Genomic DNA, 26867 nt, shown 5'->3' with positions numbered 1-26867 from the left:
GCTTAAAAACCTTTTCTATATTTGTTGGATTGAACAAACACTTTTGTATGGAATATTTAGAATTTGAACAACCTATCAAAGATTTAGAAGAACAGTTACAAAGCTGTCAAATCGTCGGCGAAGGAAGCGGTGTTAACATCAAACAGGCTTGCGTTGAAATTGAAATTGCAATTGAAAATAAAAAGAAGGAAATCTATGGTAATTTAACGCCATGGCAACGTGTACAATTGTCTCGTCATCCTTCTCGCCCTTATACTTTAGACTACGCTTACGCGATCACAGATAACACGTTTATCGAAATTCACGGAGATAGAACTTTTGCTGATGATAAAGCAATGGTTGGTGGTATGGGAAAAATCAATGGTCAAACTTTTATGATTATTGGTCAACAAAAAGGAAAAAATACCAAAGAAAGACAATATCGTCGTTTCGGAATGTCTAATCCAGATGGTTACCGCAAAGCTTTACGTTTGATGAAGTTAGCAGAAAAGTTTAATATTCCTGTCTTGACTTTAGTCGACACTCCTGGTGCATATCCTGGTTTAGAAGCTGAAGAAAGAGGTCAAGGTGAAGCTATCGCTAAAAACATCTATGAAATGTTGAAACTTACAGTTCCTATCATTACAATTGTAATTGGTGAAGGAGCTTCAGGTGGAGCATTAGGAATTGGAGTTGGGAACAAAGTTTTCATGTTAGAAAACACTTGGTATTCTGTAATTTCACCAGAAAACTGTTCTACAATTTTATGGAGAAGTTGGGATTACAAAGAGCAAGCTGCTTCGCAAATGAAATTAACTGGTCCTGATATGTTAGAATTAGGATTAATTGAAGACATCATTCAAGAACCGCTTGGTGGAGCACACTACAAACCAGAAGTTGCGTACACAAACTTGAAAAATAAAGTTTTAGACACTTACAACGAATTGAAAAAACTTTCTCCAAAAGAATTACAACAACAACGTCAAGAACGTTACATCAAATTCGGAGAATTTTCAGGATAAAATATTGTTTTACAATAATACTTATTGTAGAATATACAATTTTAAAACGAGATATAAAATTAGTTATATCTCGTTTTTTTATTTAATTTTGAAACTCTTATGGAACAAGCAAATTATAATCCCGAAATACCAGCTAACAAGCACAATGTCATTGGTTTAGAGAAAGGTAAACTTCCTCCACAAGCTGTTGATTTAGAGCAAGCTGTACTTGGTGCGATGATGATTGATAAAAAAGGGTTGGATGAAGTCATTGACATTCTTACACCGCAAGTTTTTTATCGTCCAGAGCATCAAGCGATTTATGCTGTCATTCAAAAATTATTTAACGATTCAGAACCTATTGATTTATTAACGGTTTCGAATGAGTTGAAAAGTGAAGGCAAATTAGATCGTGTTGGCGGTGATTATTATTTGATTCAATTAACGCAAAAAGTTTCTTCTTCTGCACACGTGGAGTATTATGCTCGTGTCATTCAAGAAAAATATATTCTTCGTCGTTTAATTGAAATTTCGAATCAAGTCATTGAAAAATCATACGATGATACTGCCGATGTATTTGATTTACTGGATTATTCTGAATCGAAATTATTCGAAATTACAGAAGGTGGAATCAAGCGTAGTTATTCGGAAGCAAGAGATTTAGTTACAGAAGCGATTGACAAAATTAAAGCCCAATCTACCAAAGAAGGAATGTCTGGTTTATCTTCTGGATTTACAGAAATTGATAAAATTACTTCGGGTTGGCAAGAATCGGATTTGATTATCTTAGCCGCTCGTCCTGGTATGGGGAAAACCGCTTTTATCCTTTCGATGGCGAAAAATATGACGGTGGACAAAAATATTCCAGTTGCTGTTTTTTCATTAGAGATGTCTTCTGTTCAGTTGATTACGCGTATGATTTCGGGTGAAACTGGAATTTCGGGTGAAAAATTGCGTAAAGCAAAATTAGCCGATCACGAATGGAAACAATTATATACAAAAGTAAAAGGTCTTGAAAATGCACCGCTTTACATTGACGATACGCCTGCCCTTTCTATCTTCGATTTAAGAGCAAAAGCGCGTCGTTTGGTTTCTCAACATGGTGTAAAAATGATTTTGATTGACTACTTACAGTTAATGACTGCTGGTGGAAAAGCAAATGGAAACCGTGAGCAAGAAATTTCGATGATTTCGCGCTCCTTAAAAGCAATCGCAAAAGAGTTAAGTATTCCTGTTATTGCACTTTCGCAGTTATCTCGTTCGGTAGAAACTCGTGGAGGAAGCAAGCGTCCATTATTATCGGATTTACGTGAATCTGGAGCGATTGAGCAAGATGCCGATATCGTTTCGTTTATTTATCGTCCCGAATATTATAAATTAGAATATTGGGATGATGAAAGTGAACCTTGCGCTGGTCAAGCCGAATTTATCATTGCTAAACACCGTAATGGTGCGTTAGAAAATGTGCGTCTACGATTCATTAATGAGCAAGCTAAATTTACCGATTTAGAAACTTCATTTGGTGGAGATTTCGAAATTCAAAGCTCGATGAATGATGGTTCTCAAGAAATGGGAAGTGCAATGAATTTATCTGCTATCGATCCTTCTGATGCTTTTGGAGATTTCGGCGGAGAATTCACAAGTTCGATGAACAACGACGACGATAATTTACCGTTTTAAAAGAATGATTTTATTTTGAACGAATTGTTCTATTAAGATTTGATAATTTTAATCAATCATAAATATTTACTTTATGAAAAAGAATCTAGAATTTATTGCAGAACTTTATGGTTGGATTCAAATCTTTATATCACCCTTTATTATTGGCTTCATAATTGGATTGTTGATTTATTTTCAAAATAAATCAATTTCTAATTTAATTATTGGTTCTATCTTCATTCTAACAGGATTAATATTAGGAATTATTTTAGCAAATAAAAAAATGAAAAGTAAAAACGGAACAATTTGGTTTTTATCACGAACAAATTCAGCAACTGATTTAGATAAATAATCATTCTTCTAATTTCTATTGTTCATTTATACTTACTTTATTGTTCAAACCTTCTAAAATCTCATCAACTATCAGTTTTATTTATCCTAAAAGTTTTGTTAGGAACGAGAATTGCTACAACTTTGTATACATTAAATAAAGAGTGAAATGGCAAGTTCAATCAGAACATTAAATCCTGCTACAGGTAAAATCGAAAAAGAATTTCAAGCCTACACAAGCGAAGAAATCAATCAATATATAGACGACGCAAACGAATTATATCAAACATGGCGATTCGAATCTTTCGAAGAAAGAAAAGCTGTAATGAAACGTGTCGCAAACGAAATGCGTAAGCAAAAAGCTCGATTAGCTGCTTTGATTACAACAGAAATGGGAAAACCATTGTATGAAAGTGAAATCGAAATTGATTATAGTGCAAATATCATCGAATATTACGCTGATAATGCAGAAGAATTCTTGGCAAATGTTCCTATACAAACAGAAAAAGGTGACGCTTATGTGGTTTCAGAACCTATTGGTGTGTTATTAGGTGTCATGCCTTGGAACTTTCCTTTTTCTCAAATTGCACGTTTTGCTGGGCCTCACATTATGGCTGGTAACACAGTTGTTTTGAAAACGGCTTCTAATATTCCGCAATGTGGAATCGCTTTCGAAGAAATGTTTACTGCTGCTGGCGCTCCAAAAGGTTTGTACAAAAACTTATTGATGTCAGGAAAAGACACAGATTCGATTATTAATAATCCAAAAATTGTTGGTGTATCTTTAACTGGTTCAGAAGCTGCTGGTGCAGAGGTTGCAAGTATCGCTGGTAAAAATGTAAAACCTTCGGTTTTAGAACTTGGTGGTTCTGATCCAATGATCGTTTTGAATGATGCGGATATCGAAAAAGTGATGAACGGAACCATTAACGGTCGTTTACGTAATGCTGGACAAGCTTGTACTTCTTCGAAACGTATTATAGTACAAGAAGGTATTTACGATGAATATTTGAAAAAAATTACGGACTATATAAACGGAATGAAAGTTGGCGACCCTACACATGCTGACACCAATATGGGACCTGTAAGTTCGGAAAGCGCGTTAGAAAAATTATTGGATCAAATTAATGATTCAGCTAATAAAGGAGCAACAATTGTTTCAGGAGGAAAACGTATTGATCGTGATGGGTTCTTTTTACAACCAACAATTTTAACAGATTTAAAACCTGGAATGAAGGCCTATGACGAAGAAGTTTTTGGACCTGTAGTTTGTATTTGGAAAGTGAAGGATGTAGAAGAAGCAATCAAAATTGCGAATGATACGCCTTACGGATTAGGTGCTTCTATTTATACAGAAGATGTTCCGAATGCGGAGAAAATCGCTCGTAGAATAGATTCGGGAATGGTTTACGTAAACAAACAAGTTTCTTCAAGCCCAGATTTACCTTTCGGTGGTGTGAAACATTCGGGTTACGGACGCGAACTTTCTAAAGCTGGAATTATGGAGTTTATCAATAAAAAATTAATCATGATTGCGAAATAATTTTTCAATCATTAATCAAATTATACAAAAAAAATGCAACTTTTATGAAGCTGCATTTTTTTTATTGAATAAACCCTTGTTTTTGTTCCATTTGGTCAATTTTGAAAAGAATTAAATCACGCATAATTTTTGCTCTATTTTTTGCTTCATTTGCTATTTCTCCTTCAAATTTTTCGTCAATTATTCCGTACCACAATTCAATCCAACGCTCGAAATGATGCGGTTTTAATTTCTCTTTCTGACTCAAAACCAAATGTGTTCGCATTGGCCAACCTTCAAAAGTTGCTTTTCCTAATAAAACAGTTTCCCAAAACTGAATCATATGCGGCAAATGTTCGTCCCAATTTACCTTTGCAACTTCCGAAAAAAAGTAACCAATGACATCATCTTTTTGCACTTTATCGTAAAACGTATTTACCAATAAAGCAACATCTTCTGAAGTTTCGATATCTTTTTTCATTAAAACAAATTTACAAAGAACTTAATTCAATTCATCAATGTTTTTAATCACGAAAAAATGCAGTAATTTTACAGTCTCATAAAAATGAATAAAATTGGATAGCAATAGACAACAAAAAGTAAGTAAATTATTTCAAGAAGAATTAGCAGAAGCTTTTAGAAAATGGGCTGTAAAGGAATTCCCTGGAAATTTGATTAGTGTTACAGAAGTAAAAGTAACACCAGATTTGAGCGTTTCTAAAATCTATGTAAGTATTTTTCCAAGTACTCAAAAAGACGAAATTTTCAAAGAAATTAGAGTTAATACACCATTATTTAGAGGAATTTTATCAAAAAGTGCTTCTAAACAAATGCGTATTACACCAGAATTAATTTTCATTTTAGATAATTCGTTAGACGAAATGGATAAAATCGACAAAGCGCTAAGAGGAGAAGGAAATAATCCAATCTTATAATGAGAAACATTTCACTTTACATTGCGAAACGCTACATTTTTTCGAAAACGAATACAAACGCCGTAAACATTATTACATCGATTGCTGTTGGTGCTATTCTGGTTGCTACAGCGGCTTTATTTATTATTTTATCCGTTTTTTCGGGATTAGAAAAAATGAATTTAAAGTATTATAGCAATGTAAATCCTGAAATTAAAATATCACCTTCGAAAGGAAAAGTATTGGACAGTTTAACTTTTGTTGTGGATCAATTGAAGCAACAAAAAGATGTCAAAGCTTTTTCTAAAATCATCGAAGAAAAAGTCTACATCGATTACAAAGGAAAGCAAGATATTGCCTATTTGAAAGGTGTTGACGAAAATTTCACCAAAATTACACGTTTAGATACGGTAATTTATGGTGGACAATATTTAGACTTTAATCGCGATGATAATTTTATTGTTTCGAATGGAATTGCAGAGCGTTTGCAACTTTATATCGATCCGATAACGCCAGCAGATTTGATGATGCCAAAAGCTGGAACAGGTCTAATAAAACAAGAAAGCGATGCTTTTACACGCAAAGATGCGTACAGTGTTGGCGTGTTTATTTTGAACGAACAATACGACAAACACATATTTACAACTTTAGGTTTGGCGCAAGAATTATTGTTGTTAAACGAAAATCAATGTTATTCGATTGAGGTAAAAACGACTGGAAAAAAATCGTTTAACGAAGTAAAAATTCAACTTCAAAAAATATTAGGTTCTCATTATAAAATCGAAACCAGACAAGATTTAGATTCAGCTTTCTTAAAAGTAATGAATATGGAAAATTTAATCAGTTACTTGATTTTTACGTTAGTCATTATCATTGCATGTTTCAATTTGGCAGGAACAATTATTATCTTGATTTTGGATAAAAAGAAAGAAATTCAGACGATGTATAGTTTTGGATTATCACGAAAAAACATTCGTAATATTTTCTTTCAAACTGGTTTTATTATCACCCTTATCGCGATGACAACAGGTTTATTAATCGCCTCTGTTATTGGATTATTACAAATAGATTTTGGTTTGGTTATGGCTTCGCCAACTGTTCCATTTCCATTTATCTTTTCTGTCGAAAATTTTGTTGCAGTTATTGTAACTGTTTTAGGTTTGGGAAGCTTAGTTTCGTGGATCGTTTCCAGACAAGTGAAATAAAAAATATTAAGACATAAAAAAAGCTTNNAAGCTTTTTTTATGTCTTAATCCCACCTATTCCAACGAATGTAATTTGGTTTTGAAAAGTCAAAATCCATCATTTGAAAATCTCTATTATCCAATAAATTTGTCTTGATTAGATTATCGCCTTGTCCAGGAATTGATGGATAATACGACAATGAAAAACGAATATTGTTGAACACAAAATAATCATTTGTCAACATCACACCCAAACTAAAACGCGAATAAATTGGGTTATTATTCAGTATAAATTTTTTGTTATCTCCAATTGCCGCAACCATCGCATTGAAAAAAGGCGAAATACGAAATCCTAAAAACTCGTAAGGCGTATAGGATTGCAATTGATACTCGAACATTAATTTCTGTTGACCTGTTAAGCCTCTATCCGATTTGAAACCTGCCATTCCCAAATAATCATGTTCATGAAGCGAAAGTTGATCCGCAGGAGAATCTAAACGATCATGTCCCAAAAGATAATTAGTTTTCATGAAGTTTCTGAACTTCCATTTTCCCCAATTTATCAACTTTGCCATATATTGTAATTCTACAGACAGCGTTTTTTGTTCAAATTTTCCTTTATTAAAAAATCCTCCAAACTCAACTCCAAATCCCCAAAAACCGGTATTTAAAAAACCTCCAGCAGAAGCTTTTCCGCCAAGATAATAACGATCAGTTTGACGAATATTTTGAATTCCTCCTATAATGCCCAATGATTTCCCTATCGCAATATCTTCTTCAATATCATAATTGAAAATATATTTTGTTTTGATATATCGTTTTGAAGAAATTCCTATCCCTACTAAATAATTCGTTTGGTCAGAAAAAAAGTTCACAGGATCGTTTTCTGGAGTTGGTGTTTCGGTATAAGATCGATCATAAAATCGCCCTGAAACAATAAAATTGGTAATATTTTCTGAATGACCATCATCAATTCTAAACGCTCTTGCCAACCAATAATCTTGGTAATTATATTTGAAATGGTTATCAACCAAAATAGGTTTTTCGAAATCTAATGAATCTTTAAAATACACTTGTCCAACCGAAACTCCACCTGCATAATGTGCTAATGGCGAATAAAAAGGTCGTACAAAACTGATTGATTTTGTATAATGATTATCTTCATTTTTGAAATAACGTACATTCCCAATAATTCGAGTTTGGGCAATATTTGGAACCGTATAATTAAATTGATATAACGAATTTCCTGTTTTGTAATTGTGACGGTAACGATTATCAAACACATGTCCTAAACCTAAAAAATTTCGCTCTCTAATGCGAATTCCAGCTTTTGAACTCGAAACCGAACCTGTAATAAACATACTCCAAGAGTCAATTGAATTGACATATAAATCAACCGAATCATTCCCGACAGCTTCTTCCTTAATCTCTACTCGACGAATAGAACGATTGGTACGTATTAAACGCTCAGATTCAGCTGCTTTTACAGAATCATATTTATCTCCTAGTTTCAGCAACATATTTTGACGCAACACAAATTGCTTAGATTTCCCGTGTAGTGTATTTCCAGTTCTTTCAATCCATTTTGTCGGTTTTCTTGTCGTGTCCTGCAAAGAATATCCGAAAGGGTCTTGTGTTTTGTAGTAAATATTTCGAATAATTTTTCCTTGATATTTTCCATCACCTACATTATTATTGGGCTGAATAGGAAAACTCGTTGGTTTTTTCTTGAATAATAATTTTTGGTAAAACTTTCTAAACTTAGAATGATTTTTATTCTCAATTCTAACTGTATCAATTTTGACACTATCTTCTTGAGCATTAACAACTATGGATAAACTAAAAAATAGTAATCCAAAAAAAGTTAATAATATAGTTCTTTTTTTAAGCACACGTCAAGTTATAAAAGTCTAACCGCTTTTACAAATCTAGTTTTCCAATAATTTTCATCAAGGGAAGAAATGATGACACCTTTCGAAGTTGAAGAATGTACAAAACTGATTGATCCGTCATGATTAATACTTTCTACAATACCTACATGAGAGATTGAATTTCCTGAAGTATTAAAAAATATTAAATCACCTATTTTAACATTTTCGATTGTAATTTCTTTTCCATATTCAGCTTGATCACTCGAACGACGAGGCAATTCTAAATTCATTTCCTTGAAACTTACATAAACCAGTCCCGAACAATCGAAACCTGTTTTCGTAACTCCACCATATTTGTAAGGTGTTCCTAAGTAAGATTTTGCCGTTTTTAGAATTTTATTTATATCACGAGGCGCACTATCATCAGCATTTTTAGAACGAAAAACCTCTGTAGATTCGTTTTTTTTGGAAGAAGTATAAACTTTTTTAGAACCAGTTTTCTTATACGAAGTTACTTTACTACTTCCACAAGACGTCAAGAATAAACTTGCGATAATAATTGTTGTAAGGTATATGTGCTTCTTCATTTTCGATCCAGTTTTCTTCAACAAATTTTCAACGAATAAATTTACTAAATATTATCTTGCATCACCTCTGTTAACAATTGTTTGGCTCTTAAAAGACGAACTTTAACATTTGGTAAGGTCAAATTGAGTTCTTCAGCAATCTCTTTGTATGTTTTATCTTCGATATAACGCAATTCTATAATTTTTTGATAAGGTTCTCTCAATTTTGCAATAGCTTTTATCAGCGTGTCATTATCTTGTTTTAAAATCAAATGTTCTTCTGGCGAAGGATGATCTTCTAAAATTTCTAAAAAATTGGTTTCATCATCAAGAGAAATATTCAGTTTTGGAGATCTTCTGATATGATCAATCATCGTATTATGTGCGATAGAAATTACCCAAGTCGTAAAGTCAAAATCTTCGTTATATAATTTCAATTTTGTAAAAACCTTCGTAAACGTTTCTATAGCGATATCTTCGGCTTCTTCTTCGTTTCTAATCTTAGAAAATACATAATGATAAACTTTGTTCCACAAAACCTCTATCACTGCGTTCTGAGCATTTCGTTTCCCTTTTTTAGCTTCTAAAATTATGTCCTCTAATGTCATTTACTAAATCAATTATGATAAATATAACAAAATATATAGTATAAAAAAAGCTTCAATAAAAATATTGAAGCTTAAAATCTGTAGACCCACAGGGATTCGAACCCCAACTAGCGGCACCAAAAACCGATGTGCTACCGTTACACCATGGGTCTGTCCATGATTATTATGTTAAAATTGAAAAGAAAAAATTGTAGACCCACAGGGATTCGAACCCCAACTAGCGGCACCAAAAACCGATGTGCTACCGTTACACCATGGGTCTGACTAAATTTTATTTCAATTTTTGCAACTTTTCTCTTAACTAGGTTAGATAAAAATGCCTCAACAATTGCTTATCGAGGCATAAGACTTTTGTAGACCCACAGGGATTCGAACCCCAACTAGCGGCACCAAAAACCGATGTGCTACCGTTACACCATGGGTCTATGTCTTAATTGCTGTGCAAATATAGAAAGGTTTTTTAATTCACCAAAACTAATTTTACAAGTTTTTAGCTAAAACAGACGTTTTATGTGATAAGCTATTGAAAATGAATTTTAAAAAATGATTAAATTTTTTACATTTTTTTTATCAAAGCTTCATACGGATGATTTCGTTCTTGAATTTACGTTTCAAATCTTGCCCACAATCAAAAATCATTTGCTCATTTGATGGAAATGGAGCTGGTCTTCTACCAATCATATTTATATAATCTCGATCCAAAGAACGTCGATCACCTTTGTAAGTTCCGTAAGAATCTCTAAAAATAAACTGACTTGCTAAATTTTTAGAATCGATGGCTTGCTCTTTTTGATTATCGATCAAATAATATTTTGCCGTAATTGCAGCTTCCTTGATGCGTTGTACTTCTTCAAAACGACTTTTTACTGTAATATAACGATCTACCATCACGGGTTTTCCGTCTTTATCTTTTACCACTACTCCATTTTGCACCAATTCTTCTTTACCATCAACAATTTTTTTCTCAAAATTATGCACCTCAATTTTTTCTCGTTCAGGTGAAACATTTATCGTCTCAAAACTTAATTGAATTACATAATCATAAGAACTATTTAATTTTCCCGTGTAAAATTCAGTCCAATTAGAATCCAATCCATACGAATTAAAATCTAACAAATCTTTCTCTAATAGTTTAGGAATAACAACTTCTGTGTTGTTCACCAATTGCACCAAAACTTTATACATTCCGTTTGTACGAGCCGTATTCATCAAACTACGAGTATCTTTATAATTTGAATAAACACTTTCTAAAACTTGAAACTTTTGATAAGCCGTTTGTGCATTCAGTTTTCCTCCTTGATTTAGAAAAGATTTTCCTTCATCGTACAAAAATTGCGCATACTTTTCTTGAATCGTTTTATAAGCTACTGAATAATCTTTTGTTTTGAAATTATACGTTTTCCCGCTAATCGATCTTCCATCAATTCCAGCAATCGTTTTTTGTCTTTCTTGCAAACGATTAATAATTTGATACGCTTCCTGATATTTAGAAGGATTAGTCAACGTTTCGATTTGTTTCAATCTATTTTCATCTTCTTGCTGTCCTTTGTTATAAGCTTCAAAAATTAATGGAACATATTTGATTCCATTTTTCTCCGATGGATTTTTGAAATAAGCTTGCGTAGATTGTTCAAAAGCTTGCTGAAAATTACCAGAAACCAATGCTGAATTCGCCGATTTGTACGAATTACAATTTGTAAAGAATAGTAAAGAGAGCGTTAAGGCAAGTAATTTTATTTTCATATTATCAAGGTAAGTTTTTTGTTTTTTAAAAGTAAAAAGAAAGCCAATATAAATTGGCTTTTGGTTGATATTTTTTATTCTTCAAAAATAATTGAGTTGTCTCCCAAAGATTTTAATCTTACTAAAGATTCAACTCTGATATTTTCATTCAATAAGCGATCGCGTCCTTCTTGAAATGATTTCTCAATTATAAAGCCCATTCCCAAAAGGTTTGCGCCAGATTGTTTAATCAAATTTTCAACACCCAACGCTGCATTTCCATTCGCTAAAAAATCATCAATAAAAATAACATGATCATTTTCATTCAAAAATTGACTACTTACGCAAACATCGTACGTTCGGTCTTTCGTGAATGAATACACTTGCGACGCATAAAAATCTGTCATTGTTTTAGGCTTTGCTTTCTTCACAAAAACAACAGGCAAATTCAATTCTAATCCAACCATAATCGCTGGAGCAATGCCGCTTGCTTCGATTGTAATGATTTTATTAATGTTTAAATCCGAAAATCGCTGGACAAATTCCGACGCAATTGCTTTCATCAGAACAGGATCCATTTGGTGGTTGATAAAACTATCAACTTTTAGAATTCCACCATCGAAACTTTTTCCATCCTTCAGAATTCTTTCTTTTAAAAGTTCCATTTAATATTTAGTTTTTTAAAGTTTACATAGAAAAAAAGCCAGCACATTGGCTGGCTTTGATATATTTTTCAGCTTATTCCCACTCGATAGTTGCTGGTGGTTTTGAGCTGATATCGTAAGCTACACGGTTAATTCCTTTTACCTCATTGATAATTCTATTCGAAACTAATTCTAAGAATTCGTAAGGTAATTTTGACCACGTTGCTGTCATAAAATCGATCGTATTTGCAGAACGAACAACCGCCGTATATTCGTACGTACGCTCGTCTCCCATTACTCCAACAGATTTTACAGGTAATAAAACCACGAAAGCTTGAGAAACTTCGTCGTATAAATTATGTGCATAAAGCTCGTCAATAAAAATTTGATCTGCTTCTTGTAAAATACGTACTTTTTCTTCGTCTACTTCACCTAAAACACGGATTCCTAAACCTGGTCCTGGGAAAGGATGGCGGTAAACTAATTCACGAGGAATACCTAATTCTACTCCAACTTTACGTACTTCATCTTTGAATAATTCGCGTAATGGTTCTAATAATTGAAGTTTCATATCTTCTGGTAATCCACCAACATTGTGGTGAGATTTAATAGTTGCAGAAGGTCCTTTTACAGATTGCGATTCGATTACATCAGGATAAATAGTTCCTTGCGCTAAGAATGCTGCATCTTCAAATTTATTTGATTCTTCATCAAAAACAGCCACGAAATCTTTACCAATTGATTTACGTTTTGCTTCTGGTTCATCGATACCTTTCAAGTTTGTTAAGAAACGTTCTGAAGCATCTACCATTTTGATGTTCATGTTGAAGTGCTTTCCGTAATTTTCCATTACTTTTTTCCCTTCATCTTTTCTCAATAAACCAGTATCAACAAAAATACACGTTAATTGATCGCCAATTGCACGATGAATTAAAACCGCTGCAACAGAAGAATCAACACCTCCTGAAAGTCCTAAAATCACTTTTTTATCACCAACTACTTCTTTTATACGAGCAATTTCTGTTTCGATAAAATCTTTTAAAACCCAATTCTTTTCAGCCTGACAAATATTGAAAACAAAGTTTTCTAACATTGTTGAACCATATTCTGAATGTGTAACTTCTGGGTGAAATTGTACCGCAAAAATCTTTTTATCTTCGTTTGCGATTGCCGCAATATCTATATTTGATTTTCCTGAAATTGTAAATCCTATTGGCGCTGTCATCACTTCATCGAAGTGACTCATCCAAACTGTAGATTGTTCTGGAACTCCTGCGAATAAACTGTTTTGAGCTAAAACTGTTAATTCAGATTTTCCATATTCTCCTTTTTCTCCTTTCTTAACTTCTCCACCTAATAAATGCGAAATCAATTGCATTCCATAGCAAATTCCTAAAACAGGAACGCCCATTTCGAATAATTCTTTTTCTACCAAAGCGGCTTCATCTCCAAAAACTGAAGAAGGTCCTCCTGATAAAATAATTCCTTTTGGATTGTGTTTTTTGATTTCTTCGATCGAAGTGTTGTAGGGAATAATTTCTGTATAAACTCCAAATTCTCGAATTCGGCGCGCGATTAATTGATTGTATTGCGAGCCAAAATCTAAAATAATAATTCCTTGCGTCATTGTGTTTGTCTTTGTGCAAAATTAAGTGAAATTCGGCGCAATCACAATTTTATTCACGTCATTTTTCATTCTTTTAGGTAGATTTTTATAGTTTTCCAAGAACTTAATATTTTCATAACTTTAAAACCGATTAATCGAAATAATTTTACCTTGAAAAAACAATTCATCATGAAAAAAATTATATTTACTGCCTTAACAACCTTTATGCTTACAAACATGGCAAATGCTCAAAAAATTATTGCTCATCGTGGTTATTGGGACACCGAAAACAACGCAAAAAATTCGATTAAATCATTAAAATCTGCACAAGAAATTGGTGCTTATGGTTCTGAATTTGATGTATTAATTAGTGCTGATGATGTTTTGATGGTGAATCATGATGATCATTACCAAGGTCATACAATCGAAACTACAAATTCTTCTCTTTTAAAAACGTTGAAATTGGCTAACAACGAAAACATGCCAACTTTAGAAGAATATTTTGAACAAGGAAAAAAGAATAAGAATGTCAAATTAATTTTCGAATTAAAACCTCACTCATCAAAAGAAAATGAAGATCGTGCAGTAAAAAAAGCGATTGAAATCATCAAAAAACATAAAGTAGAAAAACAAGTTGAAATCATTTCATTTAGTAAAAATATTTGTGATGAATTTAAGAAATTAGCACCAAAATTTCACGTTTCTTATTTAGCCGGAGATTTGTCTCCTCAAGAAGTAAAAGAGAGAAATTGGAATGGAATTGATTATCATTACAGCATTTTTCAGAAAAATCCTACTTGGGTGAAAGAAGCGAAAAACTTGGGATTATTGGTTAATGTTTGGACAGTTAACGACCCAAAAGTGATGCAAGAAATGATCGATATGAAAGCTGATTATATTACAACTGACAAACCTTTGATTTTAAAAGAAATTTTGACTAAATAAATTAGTATATTTAGCGGAATAAGAAATCATTTTATGCCTCAACTTAATTCATTCGAAATCTATTCATTTACAACATTGAACCAAATTCATAAAGAGTATATTTTTAAAATTTGGAACAACGAATATCCTATTAATTTGGCTTTTGAGAGTTTACAGGACACCGAAAATTATTTGAATAGTTTGATTGAAGCGAAACATTTTTTTGCTGTAGATGAAAACAATCAAATGCGAGCTTGGGCGGTTATTTTTGAAAGAGATTATGAAAAATGGTTTGCAATAATTGTGGATAGCGAGTTGCATCAAATTGGTTTGGGACGTAAAATTTTTAATCGATTAAAAACATTTTCGACAGAACTAAATGGTTGGGTAATCGACCATGAAAAAGATACAAAAGCGAATGGAGAGCCTTATTGTTCTCCGTTGGCTTTTTACATGAAAAATGATTTCAATTTACTTCCTGAAATTCGTTTGGAATTAGAGAAAATTTCTGCGGTTAAAATTAATTGGAGAGAGTAATAAAACAAAAAAGAGAAGCTTATTAACTTCTCTTTTCTATTTTATTCTCCTAAAACCTTTTCCAAATCAGTGCTTCCTTGTATATTTCGCATTTGTCGCTCTATATGACTAGCGCGTCTACTGATAAAAGACGAAGGCGGATTCACATTATATTTTCGTGGCAATGGCAAAGCTGCTGCAATTCGAGCCGCTTCATTTTTGGTTAAATCTTTAGCTGGTTTATTAAAATAATATTCTGAAGCTGCTTCAACTCCAAAAACACCAATTCCCATTTCCGAAGTGTTCAAATACATTTCTAAAATACGTTGTTTGCCCCAAATTTTTTCGATCATAAACGTAAAATAAACTTCCAATCCTTTTCTCAACCAAGAACGACCTTGCCACAAAAACACATTTTTCGCTACTTGTTGAGAAATCGTAGAACCTCCACGAAGTTTTTTCCCTTCTTTATTTTTTTCGATCGCTTCTTGTATTCCATCCATATCAAATCCATTGTGTACAGGAAACTTTTGATCTTCGGAACCAATTACAGCCAATTTTATATTTCGTCCCATTTCTTCATAGGAAATATAATCGCGCTTAAATTTTCCTTGTTCAAAACCTTGCTGAACTTGCGTAATCGTGAACGGCGGATTAATCCACTTTAACACAACAATGTATACAAGATGAGCTACAAAAAGATAAATTACAACCTTACGAATAAATTTAAACATTTTATTTCTTTAAATTATGAAAGCAAAGTTATACGATTTATTGAATTTTGAAAATAAAAAAAGCTCCAAAAATGGAGCTTATATTTCTATTCTTTATTTTTTCTCAACTTTCGTTGAACCAGATGTGGGAGCTAATTTTTCTTTTGCAACATCTTTCACGTTTTTTAACTCAGCGTTTACAGGCTCAATCAATGATTTTGTAGGACTTTCATTTCCTCTGTGACACATTACACATGTTACAACATTGATCATTTCAGGATTTTTTGCATTTTCCCAATTGAAATTTTTCGCGTTAATATCACGTGTCATTACAATCATATGACGTGCAAATTCCTTTTCTTTTTTTGCATCACTTGCAAAATCCATCTTTTTCGTATCTGGATTTTCGGCGTGGCAAAAATTACATTTCACTCCTAAAGCAGCGTTGTATCCGCGCATCAAACCTTTCAAACTATCTTCCGAAATGTTTTGTGGTAACACTTTTAGATTTTTCCATTCTGAACTTGAAATTGCTTTTCCTGTGTCAATTTGACGAGAAGTCGTAAACGAAAAAATACTAAACATCAACGCTACAACTACCAAAGAAACCATTATTCTATTTGTTTTCATTTGTAATAATTTTGTTTATAAAAGGTAAAACAAATCTTAAACTGAATAAACCCTTCAGAAAAATTTGGAATAATTTTAAATAAAACCTTTAATGAATTAAAAATAAATCAATTAAAATCTCCAAACTAGTAAACGCGAAATTTTATTCCCTTGTTGCATATTTACAATTCGGTAATCTCTTACTTTTTCACGTTTCAAAATACCTTCCAAAATTCGAACATTTTCTTTCTTAGAAACCAATGTTGTAAACCATTTTACTTGATGTTTATAATCCGCACTTTCTTTTATCATTTTCGTGATAAACAGACGCTCTCCTCCTCTACACCAAAGCTCAGAATTATTCCCACCAAAGTTTTGAATTGGTTTTTGATCAGATTTTTGACCTAAGTTTTTCAGTTTACGCATTGTTTGCTCCATCACTTCTTGATTCGATCTAAAAAATGGAGGATTACAAATTGTAATATCAAATTTTTCGCCTTGTTTGATGATTTTTTTGAAAATATTGTTTGGATTAAATTGCATTCTAATCTCAACTTTGTTACGTAATCGAGCATTTTTCTTGACAATTTCTTCCGCATTTTTGAAAGAAGCATAATCCAACTCTGCGCCAACAAAGTTCCAGTCGTATTCGTAATTTCCAATAATCGGATAAATACAATTCGCTCCAACACCAACATCCAAGACTTTTACATCTTTTCCACGCGGAATTACACCATCAAAACTTTCACCCAAAATATCGGCAACATAATGAATATAATCGGCGCGACCAGGAATTGGTGGACACAAATTATCTTTTGGCAATTCCCAATAATCAATATCATAATATGTTTTCAACAACGCTTTATTCAACGCTTTTACAGCTTCTCTATCCGAGAAATTAATCGTTGGTTCGTTCTCTTTATTGGGTTTGATATATTTGGAAAGTGGGGAATAAATCGCACACAATTTTTCGAAATTATAAGGCGCTAAATGACGATTGCGCGAATGTAATTTTTTTAATTTACTCTTCTTTTCGGGAGTATTCATACAAAAATATTTATGCAAAAATAAGACAACCTTTGCAGTTTTCTGCAAAGGTTGTTTTTGAATTCGTTTATTTTAATTGTTTTTGTAGCGTTTCGATTTGTTTCAAAAGATGATGAATCACTTCTAAACCTTCTATATTAACGCCCAAATTATAATGAAATTCAATAAATCGTTCGATTAATTTCAAATCATTTTCTTCGATAAAATATTCTTGGTTACGCTCGTGCAAAACAACCAAATCATTTTTATACAAATCAATCACAAATTGAGGTTCAATCTGATGATATTTACTAAACTGAATAACAGATATCGTTACATTTTTCATGGTTTTAAGCTTTTTTAAGTGAACGTAATTTCTCGAATAATTCTTTTTCTTCTGCTGATAAATTAGTTGGAGTTTTTACTGAAAATGTCACATACAAATCTCCAAATTGATCATCTTTCTTATAAATTGGTAAACCTTTTCCTTTCAATTTAACCTTTTTATTATTCTCTGTTCCTTCTTTTATTGGAACTTTCACTTTTCCAGAAAGTGTATCAATCATCGCTTCTCCACCCAAAATTGCATCGTATAAGTCGATTTCAACAATTGTAGATAAATCTGCTCCATTAACTTCAAAAGACGTATTATTTTCGATATGAAACGTGATATACAAATCTCCATTTGGACCATTGTTATAACCTTTTCCTCCGTGACCTTTTATCTTAATCGTTTGCCCATCTTCTACTCCAGCTGGAATTGTAATTCGTATATTTTTACCATTCACAGCAAAAGTTTGTTTATGCGAAGTCAATGTATCTGTCAAATTTAGTGTCAAACTGGCATTAACATCTTGCCCTTTATAACCTGTTGATCTACTCCTTCCTTCGCGTCCAAACATCGAACTGAAAAAATCTGAATAGCCATCAAAATCACCAAAACCTTCAGCTCCATCAAAATCGCTATTACTATATTGATATTGTTGCTGTTGTTGTTGCTGACGAGCTTTTTCATATTCTTCACCATGTTGCCAATTTTCTCCATATTTATCGTATTTTTTACGTTTTTCTGGATCGCTCAACACTTCGTTTGCTTCATTTAATTCTTTAAATTTCTGTGCAGCTTCATCGTTATTTGGATTAAGATCGGGATGATACTTACGTGCCAATTTCCGATAAGCTTTTTTTATCTCATCTTGTGATGCGGTCTTTTGCAGACCTAATGTTGTATAATAATCTATAAAAGCCATAGTAATAATAAGTTTGTGTGGTAATTTAATCAAAATCAGTTCCAATTTTTTCAAAACTGACAATACGACTTATTCTTTTTTATCTATTTTAAACCTTTTAATATTTTATCCGAAAAAGATAAATTTATTATGATTAATTCATAAATTTTCAAAAATAATTTGGATATATTCAAAAAAATCAATTATTTTTCATTTATAAAAGAAAGTTATGAATAGAAAAAATTTTTCGAAAAATATATTAATTGGATCGGCGGTTGGTGACGCATTAGGAGTTCCAGTTGAGTTTAAAAGTAGGCAATATTTACAACAAAATCCTGTCACAGATATGATGGGTTATGGAACATACAATATGCCTCCTGGCACTTTTTCTGACGATAGTTCGATGATGTTTTGCTTGGCTGAATCGTTGTGTAATGGTTATAATGTGAATGATATTGCAGAAAAATTTCAGATGTGGATGCACGAAGGTTATTGGACGGCTGACGGAGAAGTCTTTGATGTTGGAATTTCTACACGAAAAGCAATAAATCGTTTACGAGTTGTAAAAAATCCAATTGAGGCTGGTTCTACATCCGAATCTGATAATGGAAATGGATCGTTAATGCGTATTCTTCCTTTAGCAATTTTCACGAAAGATTTATCGATTGATGAACGCTGTGAAATCGTCAAAGAAGTTTCTTCTATCACGCATGCGCACAATCGTTCTGTTTTGGCGTGTATTTATTATATTGAATTTGCGTTGAACGTTTTAGATGCCGAAAATCTAGAAGAAGCTTATCTGAACACAAATTTTTGGTTAAAATTATTCTTAGAAGAAAATGAAATTTATAAAAATGAATTTACATATTTCGAACGAATTTTAAGTGGAAAACTAATTGATTTAAAAGAAGATGAAATTAAATCAACTGGTTATGTCATGGATAGTTTAGAAGCTTCTATTTGGTGTTTGCTACATACAAGTTCGTATAAAGATTGTGTTTTGAAAGCGGTGAATTTAGGACATGATACCGATACAATTGCTTGTATTGCTGGTGGAATTGCAGGGATTTATTATGATGCAGAAACAATTCCGACCAATTGGATTGAGCAATTAGCGCGAGTGAATGATATTTTACATTTAGCAGAACAATTGGAAGAAAAATATGAATTTTAGAAAGCTTGAACTATTCTAAATTCACCAAAAACATTTTCGTAAATTTGCAAAATGGAAAGTCAAAAAAATAATCCATTACACGGAAAACGTTTAGACGATATTATCGAAGAATTAGTAATTTATTACGGCGGTTGGGAAGGTTTGGGAAATCAAATTAACATCAGATGTTTTAATGATAATCCAAGTTTGAAATCATCGTTGAAATTTCTTCGAAAAACAGATTGGGCACGTGCAAAAGTAGAAGAATTGTACATTAAGAAAATTGCAAAATAATGAGTGCAACTATTCTTGAAGAAAAGATTTTTATTGATTCTGAGCTCTTAACCAATATCGAAGAAGAAAGTCAGGTTATTATACATTGTTGTATGGCGGCAGATGAATATGCAAATGCTGCACGTATTTGGCCTTCTACTTTTATTATTGATAATCAATCAGGAAAACGTTGTCAATTGGTTTTTGCGGACGGAATTACAATGTATCCAAATTGGACGTATATCGAAGAAGGTTCGTCTCTTCATTTCACTTTAATTTTTAATGGTTTGCCAAAAAGTTGTCAATCATTTGATTTAGTCGAAATTATTCCGCAAGCTGGAGGATTTGAATATCGAAAAATAAATCGAAATAAAAGCGATGTTTATCACGTCGAATTTTCAGAATAAATTAAAAAAAATGCGTTTCATTTGAAACGCATTTTTTAATAATATAAACTGTATTTTTTATTGAATTACTCCAATATCATTTCGATAATATTCGTAATCAAAATGTACTTTTTTGATGTTTTCGTAAGCAGTTTCACGTGCTTCTTCTAATGTATTTCCTAATCCAACTATGTTGATTACGCGTCCACCAGAAGTAACAATTTGTTCACCTGATAATTTTGCACCAGCAATAAAATTAGGACAAGTTACATTTTCTAAACCACGAATCTCAAAACCTTTGTCGTAATTTCCTGGATATCCTCCCGAAACCATCACCACACAACACGCATGTTGATTTTTGAAAGTCAAGTCAAAATCTTCTCCTTTAATTGCTTTATTTACAACCTCAGCCAAATCATTTTCTAACAAAGGTAAAGTTGTTTGCGTTTCTGGATCGCCCATTCTTAGGTTATATTCCAACAAATAAACACCTTTTGTTGTAATCATCAATCCAAAGAAAATAACACCAGCAAACTCTGATCTTTCCTTAATTAAACCACATTTTGTTGGCTCCATAATTTCTTCTTCGAACATTTTGAAATGCTCTTCCGTAAACAATGGATTTGGAGCGATAACGCCCATTCCACCAGTATTAAGACCAGTTTCTCCTTCACCAATTTTCTTGTGATCTTTTGCCGAAACAAATGGAACGATTTTTTTCCCGTTAAAGAAAGACAAAATAGAGGCTTCAAAACCTTCTAAATATTCTTCAATAACCACTTCGTTTCCTGCATCACCAAAGGTTTTATCTTCCATGATATCCAAAACAGCTTGTTTTGCTTCTTCAAAATCTTGGCAGATAATAACTCCTTTTCCAGCCGCTAAACCAGAGGCTTTCACTACAATTGGATAATCTTGTGTTTTCAAATAATCAATCGCCAACATTGGTCCTTGAAAATTTTTATATTTTGCTGTTTTCACACCATATTTATCCATAAAATCCTTCGCAAAAGCTTTAGAAGCTTCTAATTGCGCAGCTGCTTTATGAGGTCCAAAAACATTTAAATTCTCTTTCTGAAAAATATCAACGATACCTTCTGCTAATTCAGCTTCTGGTCCAACAAAAGTTAAATCGATTTGATTTTCTTTCGCGAAATTTTTCATTTCTTCAATCGAAGAAACTGAAACGTTTGTTCCGATTTGAGCTGTTCCTGCATTTCCTGGAATAAAAAACAATTCTAAATCTTGTCCTTTTTGCTTGAAATCTTCAGCAAACTTCCATCCTATTGCATGTTCACGACCACCTGAACCGATTACTAAGATGCGAGTTGCGGTTTGCGATTCGCGGTTTGCGCTATTATTTTGTTCCATTGTTTTTCTTTGTTAAATAGTTTTGAAAATTTTTATTCATTCTACAATAATGATCAATTAATTCTAAAGCTTCATTTAATTCTGACTCTGTTATATAATTCAACTCAAAAGCTATTATTAATTGAGCTTCAACCTCAAAATCAGAACCTTTTGAAATAGATAGAAAATTAATCATTTGCTGATTTGAATTTCTTCCAGAACCTTCTGCGATATTTGAAAGAATTGAAACAACTGCTCTTTTTATTTGAACAGTTAATCCATACTTTTCTGATTCTGGAAATTTATTAGAAAGATTATAAACCAGTCTTAAAATTTCCAAACTTTTTTGCCATATGTCTAAATTTCTATAACTTCTCATTTACACTAAGTTAATCTTAAATTCCAACATCGCAAAACGAATATCGCATATCGAATTTTAGTGCATAAAATGTCTCATTCCTGTGAAAACCATCGGAATTTCGCGTTCATTACAAGCATCGATAGACTCTTGATCTTTGATTGATCCTCCTGGTTGAATAATTGCTTTAATTCCATTTTCTGCTGCAAAATCAGCTACATCACGGAAAGGGAAAAATGCATCTGAAGCTAAAACTAAATCATCTTCCACTTTTTCTTTTGCACGTGCAATCGCTTGTTGAGCCGCCCAAATACGATTCGTTTGACCTCCACCGATTCCGTAAGCTTGACCATTTGTCGCTACAACAATCGCGTTAGATTTTACCCATTTTACAATTTTTTGAGCAAAAACTAAATCAGTCATTTGACGATCTGTTGGTTGAGCTTCTGTTACAACTTTAAGATCTGTTGAAAACTGATTATCTGTAGACTGAACAATTAATCCTCCATCAACTTTTACGTAAGTTACTTTATCCGACACAGGATTCTTCACTTTGATGATACGTAAATTTTTCTTTTGTTTAAAAATTTCTAACGCTTCTTCTGTAAATGAAGGTGCAATTACAATTTCTAAGAAAATTTTATTTAATTCAACCGCAGTTTTTCCATCAACTTCTCTATTGAAAGCGATGATTCCACCGAAAATTGACATTGGATCACATTCATACGCTTTTTCATAAGCTTCTAAAACATTCTCTCCAATTGCCACTCCACAAGGCGTTGAATGTTTCACTGCACAACAAGTTGTTTCCTCAAATTCTGAAACCACTTTATAAGCCAAATCCATATCACGAATATTGTTGAAAGAAAGTTCTTTTCCTTGTAAATATTCGAAATCTTTCATTGCGCCATTTTTCGTTTTATCAACATAATAAGCTGCTTTTTGATGTGGATTTTCTCCATAACGTAAATCCATCACTTTCTCGTAAGAAGACTCTAAAAATTGAGGAAAATCTTCTCCTAAAATGTAAGTAGAAATCGCCGCATCATAAGCAGAAGTTAAGTTGAATACTTTACCAGCACATAATTTACGCGTTTCGATAGAAGTTGAACCATTCTCACGAATTTCATTCATCACTACTTCATAATCATTCACATCCGTTACAACTGTTACATCATAAAAATTCTTTGCAGAAGAACGTAACATTGATGGACCACCGATATCAATAAATTCAATCATTTCCGCTTCAGAAAGACCTGTATTCATCTTTTCGAAGAAAGGATAAAGATTTACAATAACGATATCAATTGGGTTAATTCCATGTTCCGCAATTGTTGCCATATGATTTTCGTCCGAACGACGCGCCATAATACCACCATGAATTGCAGGATGTAAAGATTTTACGCGACCATCTAAAATCTCAGGAAAACCAGTTACATCTTTTACTTCTGTAACTTCGATTCCGTTGTCTTGTAAATGTTTGAATGTTCCTCCAGTTGATAAGATTTTGTAATCTTGTTCAACCAAGAATTTTGCAAATTCTAACAAGTTCGACTTGTCCGAAACACTTATTAGCGCTTGTTTTTGCATTGTGTTTAGTTTTTAAAGTTTATTGTTTGTTTACTATTTTATTGGAAATGAAAAACCTCAATGTACACAACATTGAGGCATTCTATATTTTATGCTTCGCTGATTTGCTTGATTGCCTTAATGTAGATTTCACTTTCTACCTCAGCAACTTTACGCTGTAAATCTGCTACTTCATCACCTTCTTCAATTTCAAAAATTCCTTGACAAATAATTTGTCCTTCGTCTACACCAGCCGTTACAAAATGTACAGTTGCTCCTGATGTTTTTTCACCAGCTTCTAAAACTGCTTTGTGAACTTTCGCGCCATACATTCCTTTTCCACCAAATTTTGGTAATAATGCAGGATGAATATTAATCATTTTCGAGCCCCATTTCGAGGTAAATTCTGGAGATAATATGGTTAAAAAACCTGCCAAAACAATAAGGTCGATTTCTTCTCCTTCTAAATTATGTTCAGCATCTTCCGAAAAAGTTTTTCGGTCTAAGACATACGTTCGGATATCTTTATCCAACGATCGTTCTATTGCATAACAATCTCGGTCTGCCATTACCATCGAAATCTCGACATTTGGTAACGTTCCGTCTTCAACTGCATCAATAATATTTTGAAGATTTGTTCCGCCACCGGAAACAAATACAGCTATTTTCATGTTTGTTTGTAAGTAATCTTGTTTGTTTTACAAAGATAAGATTTTAGTTGATGCAAGTCGAAAAATATAACGTGGATTTAATCTATTTATTAATGATTTATTCACAATTAAAAACAAGAAAGGCTATCTCAAATTGAAATAGCCTTTTGAAAATATTTTTTAGTGCCCTTGAGTTCCGTCAACTCCATGTGCGTGTCCGTGAGATAATTCTTCCTCAGTTGCTGGACGAACATTAAGAATTTCAACTTCAAATTCTAATGTTTTTCCTGCCATTGGAGGATTCAAATCTGCAATTACAGCCTCTTCTGTCACTTCTACAACTGAAGCACGGAATTGATTTCCTGCATCATCAGTCAAAGGTAAAATTGCTCCAACTGGTGGCAATCCAGATTCTTTGAACATATCTAAAGGTAATTGAGCAACAGCTTCTTCTACTCTTTCACCGTATCCTTCTGCTGGAGTAATTACGAATGATTTTTTATCACCAATTGTTAATTCTTTTAATTCTTCTTCAAATTTTGGAATCATCATTCCAGCTCCAAATAAAAAAGTTAATGGCTCTTCTGTATTTGATTGTTCTACAAATACTTTTTCACCATTCGCTTCGATGGTATGTAATGAGTAGTTTACTGAAACTACATTATTGTTTTCTATTGACATAAATTGTAAATTATGGATGCTTTTAAAAAGCGTTCATTTTTAATACTTATCTTTTAACAACAACTATTCCTTTCGAATAATTTGACCAATTTTGTCAGTTATTTAGATTTTTGAACTGACAATTTTTATTTAATCTATAAAAAGTAATGCTTTTTTGATGTCTTCATAACCAATTTCACCATTGAAATAATCATAAATTGGTTTTAAAACTTTATTCTCTTCAAATTCGATTTCACTATACGCTAATCGAACTTTATCAATAATTTTATCAGAAGGTTTAAATTTTGAATAATCCAAATCAGGCTCACTTTCTTTGATTTTACCAATATGATCGACAATTGCTGAAGTAGTTAAACCTCTTTTCTCTGCGATTTGATCTAAAGACAAACCTTCTTTCACATATTCTAATGTAATTTCGTAAGTCGATTTCTTTTGTCCTTTTTCTTTGGTTTTATTCTTTTCGATATTTTTTGCAATTTGTTTTTTATCCAAAGTTCCACCAGAATATCGGATAAAAGCAGCCCAAGAGTTTTGCAATTCTTTTTCATCTAGAAACTCATCCATTTCATTCGATAAAACCTGAAAACGTCTATCAGCCTTCATTGCAAGTGAATCAATTTCTAAAGCTGTTTGATTCAATCCGTGTAACATCAACGAATTTAAATCTCGTAAACGTGAAAGTGCAACATACCCTTGTCCTTTTTCGAACGCTTTTGATAAATCAATAAACGCAGAATCTAACGTCATTCCTTGTGATTTATGAATCGTAATCGCCCAAGCCAAACGCAACGGAACTTGTGTAAATGAAGCCAATGCTTTTCCGCTTTCGTCCTCTATTGCCCACGTTTCTGGTTTTGCAATGTAAAATTCTCCATCTAATGTTTTGATAATTGGCTCGTCTTTTTCAGTATACCCCGAAACATTTCCAAGCGTTCCGTTTACAAAACCAACTTCGAAATTGTTACGAACAAACATCACTTTCGCTCCTATCTTCAATTCTAAAACTTCTTCTGCTAAAACAGATTTTTTAAGAACCTCAACCAAAGCTGGATTTCCCGCAACTTTTGCTTCAAATGTTTTGGAAGATGAATCAATATTAATCAATTGACCTTTATTAATTCGGTCCACATCCATATTATGTGTATACAAACGAGTTTGTGAATCTATTTCATCTGGAAAATATTCGATTCGAGTTTCTAATAAATCAACTGTTTTTTGCGAAATATTCCCCGAACGAATTTCATTCAAAATATCATTCAATGCATTATTTGTTTGACGATATTGCTCTGTCAAATAACAAATATGCACTTTTGCTTGAACCCAAGCATCGGACATAAAACAGAATTTATCTTTCGATTCTTCCCACTCTTCACCAATCGGCGGTAACTGGAAAAAATCACCCGAAAAAATTACTTGAACACCTCCAAAAGGTTCATCGTTTTGTTTGAAAAACTTCAAAACATAATCAACCGCATCCAACTGATTTCGGTGCAGCATCGAGATTTCATCAATAATTAAGACTTTTACTTTGTCCATTTTATCTCGGAAATATTTCTTGTCGCGAAGCGAAGCCAAATATCGATCAGAAACATAATCTTTTATTCCAATTCCAGCCCAAGAATGTATCGTTTGACCATTCATGTGCGTCGCAGCAATTCCCGTAGAAGCCGTTATAGCAACAGGAACGCCATGTTGTTTAAGATATTGAATGTATTGATTTAACACATAAGTTTTTCCGGCACCCGCAGAACCTGTTAAAAATACATTTCGACCAGATTTTAGAATTGCCAAAGCCTTTGATTGTTGCATAACTTATGAGTGAAT

Annotated in this window: 29 protein-coding genes and 3 tRNA genes; 11 read left to right on the top strand and 21 right to left on the bottom strand. The window is 32.7% G+C overall.

What is annotated here, in order from left to right:
• Positions 1-47: 47 nt before the first annotated feature.
• The 4 genes from B3578_RS12210 to B3578_RS12195 all read left to right on the top strand — a co-directional run bounded on the left by B3578_RS12210 (position 48) and on the right by B3578_RS12195 (position 4512).
• Complete coding sequence (locus tag B3578_RS12210; RefSeq protein WP_038334644.1) at positions 48-1001, top strand: acetyl-CoA carboxylase carboxyltransferase subunit alpha; 954 nt, start codon at positions 48-50, stop codon at positions 999-1001.
• A 99-nt stretch (positions 1002-1100) separates the two neighbouring features.
• The gene (gene dnaB, locus B3578_RS12205) at positions 1101-2660 is read left to right on the top strand and encodes a replicative DNA helicase (protein WP_115001280.1); all 1560 of its coding nucleotides are present in this window, start codon (positions 1101-1103) and stop codon (positions 2658-2660) included.
• Between the two features lie 73 nt (positions 2661-2733).
• Entirely contained in the window at positions 2734-2991 is a 258-nt protein-coding gene (locus B3578_RS12200; protein WP_125349038.1) for a hypothetical protein, read from the top strand.
• Between the two features lie 147 nt (positions 2992-3138).
• Entirely contained in the window at positions 3139-4512 is a 1374-nt protein-coding gene (locus B3578_RS12195) for an NAD-dependent succinate-semialdehyde dehydrogenase (RefSeq protein WP_219034703.1), read from the top strand.
• A gap of 61 nt (positions 4513-4573) precedes the next feature.
• Here the strand turns inward: B3578_RS12195 and B3578_RS12190 are convergent, their stop codons facing one another.
• Positions 4574-4972, bottom strand: coding sequence for a group III truncated hemoglobin (locus B3578_RS12190; protein ID WP_019975256.1), 399 nt, complete (start codon positions 4970-4972; stop codon positions 4574-4576).
• A gap of 94 nt (positions 4973-5066) precedes the next feature.
• On the opposite strand from B3578_RS12190, the gene rbfA reads away from it, so the two are divergent.
• Entirely contained in the window at positions 5067-5426 is a 360-nt protein-coding gene (rbfA, locus tag B3578_RS12185; protein WP_038334637.1) for a 30S ribosome-binding factor RbfA, read from the top strand.
• Complete coding sequence (locus B3578_RS12180) at positions 5426-6610, top strand: ABC transporter permease (protein ID WP_221855976.1); 1185 nt, start codon at positions 5426-5428, stop codon at positions 6608-6610. The genes rbfA and B3578_RS12180 overlap by 1 nt, the downstream gene beginning before the upstream one ends.
• Before the next feature lie 44 nt (positions 6611-6654).
• On the opposite strand, the gene B3578_RS12175 is transcribed toward B3578_RS12180, so the two are convergent.
• The 9 genes from B3578_RS12175 to guaA form a co-directional block, all read right to left on the bottom strand.
• Positions 6655-8481 (bottom strand): hypothetical protein, encoded by a 1827-nt coding sequence (locus B3578_RS12175; RefSeq protein WP_286495803.1) that lies wholly within the window; start codon positions 8479-8481, stop codon positions 6655-6657.
• An 8-nt stretch (positions 8482-8489) separates the two neighbouring features.
• Complete coding sequence (locus B3578_RS12170) at positions 8490-9047, bottom strand: C40 family peptidase (RefSeq protein ID WP_038334631.1); 558 nt, start codon at positions 9045-9047, stop codon at positions 8490-8492.
• Between the two features lie 44 nt (positions 9048-9091).
• Positions 9092-9634: an RNA polymerase sigma factor gene (locus tag B3578_RS12165; RefSeq protein WP_038334626.1), complete on the bottom strand. Its 543-nt coding sequence runs from the start codon at positions 9632-9634 to the stop codon at positions 9092-9094.
• A gap of 81 nt (positions 9635-9715) precedes the next feature.
• Positions 9716-9786: transfer RNA gene (locus B3578_RS12160), tRNA-Gln, on the bottom strand.
• Between the two features lie 39 nt (positions 9787-9825).
• Positions 9826-9896 (bottom strand) — tRNA-Gln (locus B3578_RS12155).
• Between the two features lie 92 nt (positions 9897-9988).
• Positions 9989-10059: transfer RNA gene (locus tag B3578_RS12150), tRNA-Gln, on the bottom strand.
• A gap of 145 nt (positions 10060-10204) precedes the next feature.
• Positions 10205-11377 carry a hypothetical protein gene (locus B3578_RS12145; RefSeq protein ID WP_286495801.1) on the bottom strand — a complete coding sequence of 391 codons (1173 nt, stop codon included), beginning with the start codon at positions 11375-11377 and terminating at the stop codon, positions 10205-10207.
• A gap of 74 nt (positions 11378-11451) precedes the next feature.
• The gene (xpt, locus tag B3578_RS12140; protein ID WP_219034709.1) at positions 11452-12021 is read right to left on the bottom strand and encodes a xanthine phosphoribosyltransferase; all 570 of its coding nucleotides are present in this window, start codon (positions 12019-12021) and stop codon (positions 11452-11454) included.
• A 73-nt stretch (positions 12022-12094) separates the two neighbouring features.
• Positions 12095-13627 carry a glutamine-hydrolyzing GMP synthase gene (guaA, locus tag B3578_RS12135; RefSeq protein WP_125349033.1) on the bottom strand — a complete coding sequence of 511 codons (1533 nt, stop codon included), beginning with the start codon at positions 13625-13627 and terminating at the stop codon, positions 12095-12097.
• 168 nt (positions 13628-13795) lie between these two features.
• On the opposite strand from guaA, the gene B3578_RS12130 reads away from it, so the two are divergent.
• Both B3578_RS12130 and B3578_RS12125 read left to right on the top strand, forming a co-directional pair.
• Complete coding sequence (locus tag B3578_RS12130; RefSeq protein WP_125349032.1) at positions 13796-14551, top strand: glycerophosphodiester phosphodiesterase; 756 nt, start codon at positions 13796-13798, stop codon at positions 14549-14551.
• A 33-nt stretch (positions 14552-14584) separates the two neighbouring features.
• On the top strand, positions 14585-15067 hold the full coding sequence (locus tag B3578_RS12125) for an N-acetyltransferase (RefSeq protein ID WP_291049040.1): 483 nt from the start codon (positions 14585-14587) through the stop codon (positions 15065-15067).
• Positions 15068-15108: 41 nt separating this feature from the next.
• On the opposite strand, the gene mtgA is transcribed toward B3578_RS12125, so the two are convergent.
• The 5 genes from mtgA to B3578_RS12100 form a co-directional block, all read right to left on the bottom strand.
• Complete coding sequence (mtgA, locus tag B3578_RS12120) at positions 15109-15780, bottom strand: monofunctional biosynthetic peptidoglycan transglycosylase (protein WP_291049037.1); 672 nt, start codon at positions 15778-15780, stop codon at positions 15109-15111.
• A 93-nt stretch (positions 15781-15873) separates the two neighbouring features.
• Complete coding sequence (locus B3578_RS12115; RefSeq protein WP_125349029.1) at positions 15874-16389, bottom strand: c-type cytochrome; 516 nt, start codon at positions 16387-16389, stop codon at positions 15874-15876.
• A 111-nt stretch (positions 16390-16500) separates the two neighbouring features.
• A complete protein-coding gene (rlmF, locus tag B3578_RS12110; protein WP_038332349.1) occupies positions 16501-17415 on the bottom strand; it encodes a 23S rRNA (adenine(1618)-N(6))-methyltransferase RlmF in 915 nt (304 codons plus the stop codon).
• A gap of 67 nt (positions 17416-17482) precedes the next feature.
• The gene (locus B3578_RS12105) at positions 17483-17740 is read right to left on the bottom strand and encodes a chaperone modulator CbpM (protein WP_135834956.1); all 258 of its coding nucleotides are present in this window, start codon (positions 17738-17740) and stop codon (positions 17483-17485) included.
• Between the two features lie 4 nt (positions 17741-17744).
• Positions 17745-18644: a DnaJ C-terminal domain-containing protein gene (locus B3578_RS12100; protein WP_114999547.1), complete on the bottom strand. Its 900-nt coding sequence runs from the start codon at positions 18642-18644 to the stop codon at positions 17745-17747.
• Between the two features lie 208 nt (positions 18645-18852).
• On the opposite strand from B3578_RS12100, the gene B3578_RS12095 reads away from it, so the two are divergent.
• Genes B3578_RS12095 through B3578_RS12085 form a run of 3 tightly spaced genes read left to right on the top strand, consistent with a single transcriptional unit; the run spans position 18853 to position 20456 of the window.
• Entirely contained in the window at positions 18853-19797 is a 945-nt protein-coding gene (locus B3578_RS12095) for an ADP-ribosylglycohydrolase family protein (protein WP_114999545.1), read from the top strand.
• A 51-nt stretch (positions 19798-19848) separates the two neighbouring features.
• Positions 19849-20070 carry a VF530 family DNA-binding protein gene (locus B3578_RS12090; protein WP_038332359.1) on the top strand — a complete coding sequence of 74 codons (222 nt, stop codon included), beginning with the start codon at positions 19849-19851 and terminating at the stop codon, positions 20068-20070.
• A complete protein-coding gene (locus B3578_RS12085) occupies positions 20070-20456 on the top strand; it encodes a hypothetical protein (protein ID WP_114999543.1) in 387 nt (128 codons plus the stop codon). Before B3578_RS12090 ends, B3578_RS12085 begins: the two co-directional genes overlap by 1 nt.
• Before the next feature lie 57 nt (positions 20457-20513).
• On the opposite strand, the gene purD is transcribed toward B3578_RS12085, so the two are convergent.
• The 6 genes from purD to B3578_RS12055 form a co-directional block, all read right to left on the bottom strand.
• Complete coding sequence (gene purD, locus B3578_RS12080; protein WP_125349024.1) at positions 20514-21806, bottom strand: phosphoribosylamine--glycine ligase; 1293 nt, start codon at positions 21804-21806, stop codon at positions 20514-20516.
• Positions 21793-22164, bottom strand: coding sequence for a four helix bundle protein (locus tag B3578_RS12075; RefSeq protein ID WP_125349023.1), 372 nt, complete (start codon positions 22162-22164; stop codon positions 21793-21795). Before B3578_RS12075 ends, purD begins: the two co-directional genes overlap by 14 nt.
• 57 nt (positions 22165-22221) lie before the next feature.
• Entirely contained in the window at positions 22222-23733 is a 1512-nt protein-coding gene (purH, locus tag B3578_RS12070; RefSeq protein WP_280036526.1) for a bifunctional phosphoribosylaminoimidazolecarboxamide formyltransferase/IMP cyclohydrolase, read from the bottom strand.
• Positions 23734-23822: 89 nt separating this feature from the next.
• The gene (gene purN / locus B3578_RS12065) at positions 23823-24383 is read right to left on the bottom strand and encodes a phosphoribosylglycinamide formyltransferase (protein WP_038332368.1); all 561 of its coding nucleotides are present in this window, start codon (positions 24381-24383) and stop codon (positions 23823-23825) included.
• A gap of 159 nt (positions 24384-24542) precedes the next feature.
• Positions 24543-25043, bottom strand: coding sequence for an FKBP-type peptidyl-prolyl cis-trans isomerase (locus B3578_RS12060; RefSeq protein ID WP_038332370.1), 501 nt, complete (start codon positions 25041-25043; stop codon positions 24543-24545).
• Between the two features lie 129 nt (positions 25044-25172).
• A complete protein-coding gene (locus B3578_RS12055; protein WP_219034720.1) occupies positions 25173-26852 on the bottom strand; it encodes an AAA family ATPase in 1680 nt (559 codons plus the stop codon).
• Positions 26853-26867: the final 15 nt, after the last annotated feature.

Source organism: Empedobacter sp. UBA1574 (genome assembly GCF_002322895.1).
Taxonomy (GTDB): Bacteria; Bacteroidota; Bacteroidia; order Flavobacteriales; family Weeksellaceae; genus Empedobacter; species Empedobacter falsenii_B.
The sequence above is the reverse complement of the archived record's forward strand: the minus strand, read 5'-3'. Positions and strand labels throughout refer to the sequence as shown.

What these genes read in the sequence shown, in the direction of transcription:
- B3578_RS12210 (WP_038334644.1), top strand. Translation starts at nt 48, where the DNA reads ATGGAATATTTAGAATTTGAACAACCTATCAAAGATTTAGAAGAACAG.
- dnaB (WP_115001280.1), top strand. Translation starts at nt 1,101, where the DNA reads ATGGAACAAGCAAATTATAATCCCGAAATACCAGCTAACAAGCACAAT.
- B3578_RS12200 (WP_125349038.1), top strand. Translation starts at nt 2,734, where the DNA reads ATGAAAAAGAATCTAGAATTTATTGCAGAACTTTATGGTTGGATTCAA.
- B3578_RS12195 (WP_219034703.1), top strand. Translation starts at nt 3,139, where the DNA reads ATGGCAAGTTCAATCAGAACATTAAATCCTGCTACAGGTAAAATCGAA.
- B3578_RS12190 (WP_019975256.1), bottom strand. Translation starts at nt 4,972, where the DNA reads ATGAAAAAAGATATCGAAACTTCAGAAGATGTTGCTTTATTGGTAAAT.
- B3578_RS12180 (WP_221855976.1), top strand. Translation starts at nt 5,426, where the DNA reads ATGAGAAACATTTCACTTTACATTGCGAAACGCTACATTTTTTCGAAA.
- B3578_RS12170 (WP_038334631.1), bottom strand. Translation starts at nt 9,047, where the DNA reads ATGAAGAAGCACATATACCTTACAACAATTATTATCGCAAGTTTATTC.
- B3578_RS12165 (WP_038334626.1), bottom strand. Translation starts at nt 9,634, where the DNA reads ATGACATTAGAGGACATAATTTTAGAAGCTAAAAAAGGGAAACGAAAT.
- B3578_RS12145 (WP_286495801.1), bottom strand. Translation starts at nt 11,377, where the DNA reads ATGAAAATAAAATTACTTGCCTTAACGCTCTCTTTACTATTCTTTACA.
- xpt (WP_219034709.1), bottom strand. Translation starts at nt 12,021, where the DNA reads ATGGAACTTTTAAAAGAAAGAATTCTGAAGGATGGAAAAAGTTTCGAT.
- guaA (WP_125349033.1), bottom strand. Translation starts at nt 13,627, where the DNA reads ATGACGCAAGGAATTATTATTTTAGATTTTGGCTCGCAATACAATCAA.
- B3578_RS12130 (WP_125349032.1), top strand. Translation starts at nt 13,796, where the DNA reads ATGAAAAAAATTATATTTACTGCCTTAACAACCTTTATGCTTACAAAC.
- B3578_RS12125 (WP_291049040.1), top strand. Translation starts at nt 14,585, where the DNA reads ATGCCTCAACTTAATTCATTCGAAATCTATTCATTTACAACATTGAAC.
- mtgA (WP_291049037.1), bottom strand. Translation starts at nt 15,780, where the DNA reads ATGTTTAAATTTATTCGTAAGGTTGTAATTTATCTTTTTGTAGCTCAT.
- B3578_RS12115 (WP_125349029.1), bottom strand. Translation starts at nt 16,389, where the DNA reads ATGAAAACAAATAGAATAATGGTTTCTTTGGTAGTTGTAGCGTTGATG.
- rlmF (WP_038332349.1), bottom strand. Translation starts at nt 17,415, where the DNA reads ATGAATACTCCCGAAAAGAAGAGTAAATTAAAAAAATTACATTCGCGC.
- B3578_RS12105 (WP_135834956.1), bottom strand. Translation starts at nt 17,740, where the DNA reads ATGAAAAATGTAACGATATCTGTTATTCAGTTTAGTAAATATCATCAG.
- B3578_RS12100 (WP_114999547.1), bottom strand. Translation starts at nt 18,644, where the DNA reads ATGGCTTTTATAGATTATTATACAACATTAGGTCTGCAAAAGACCGCA.
- B3578_RS12095 (WP_114999545.1), top strand. Translation starts at nt 18,853, where the DNA reads ATGAATAGAAAAAATTTTTCGAAAAATATATTAATTGGATCGGCGGTT.
- B3578_RS12090 (WP_038332359.1), top strand. Translation starts at nt 19,849, where the DNA reads ATGGAAAGTCAAAAAAATAATCCATTACACGGAAAACGTTTAGACGAT.
- B3578_RS12085 (WP_114999543.1), top strand. Translation starts at nt 20,070, where the DNA reads ATGAGTGCAACTATTCTTGAAGAAAAGATTTTTATTGATTCTGAGCTC.
- purD (WP_125349024.1), bottom strand. Translation starts at nt 21,806, where the DNA reads ATGGAACAAAATAATAGCGCAAACCGCGAATCGCAAACCGCAACTCGC.
- B3578_RS12075 (WP_125349023.1), bottom strand. Translation starts at nt 22,164, where the DNA reads ATGAGAAGTTATAGAAATTTAGACATATGGCAAAAAAGTTTGGAAATT.
- purH (WP_280036526.1), bottom strand. Translation starts at nt 23,733, where the DNA reads ATGCAAAAACAAGCGCTAATAAGTGTTTCGGACAAGTCGAACTTGTTA.
- purN (WP_038332368.1), bottom strand. Translation starts at nt 24,383, where the DNA reads ATGAAAATAGCTGTATTTGTTTCCGGTGGCGGAACAAATCTTCAAAAT.
- B3578_RS12060 (WP_038332370.1), bottom strand. Translation starts at nt 25,043, where the DNA reads ATGTCAATAGAAAACAATAATGTAGTTTCAGTAAACTACTCATTACAT.
- B3578_RS12055 (WP_219034720.1), bottom strand. Translation starts at nt 26,852, where the DNA reads ATGCAACAATCAAAGGCTTTGGCAATTCTAAAATCTGGTCGAAATGTA.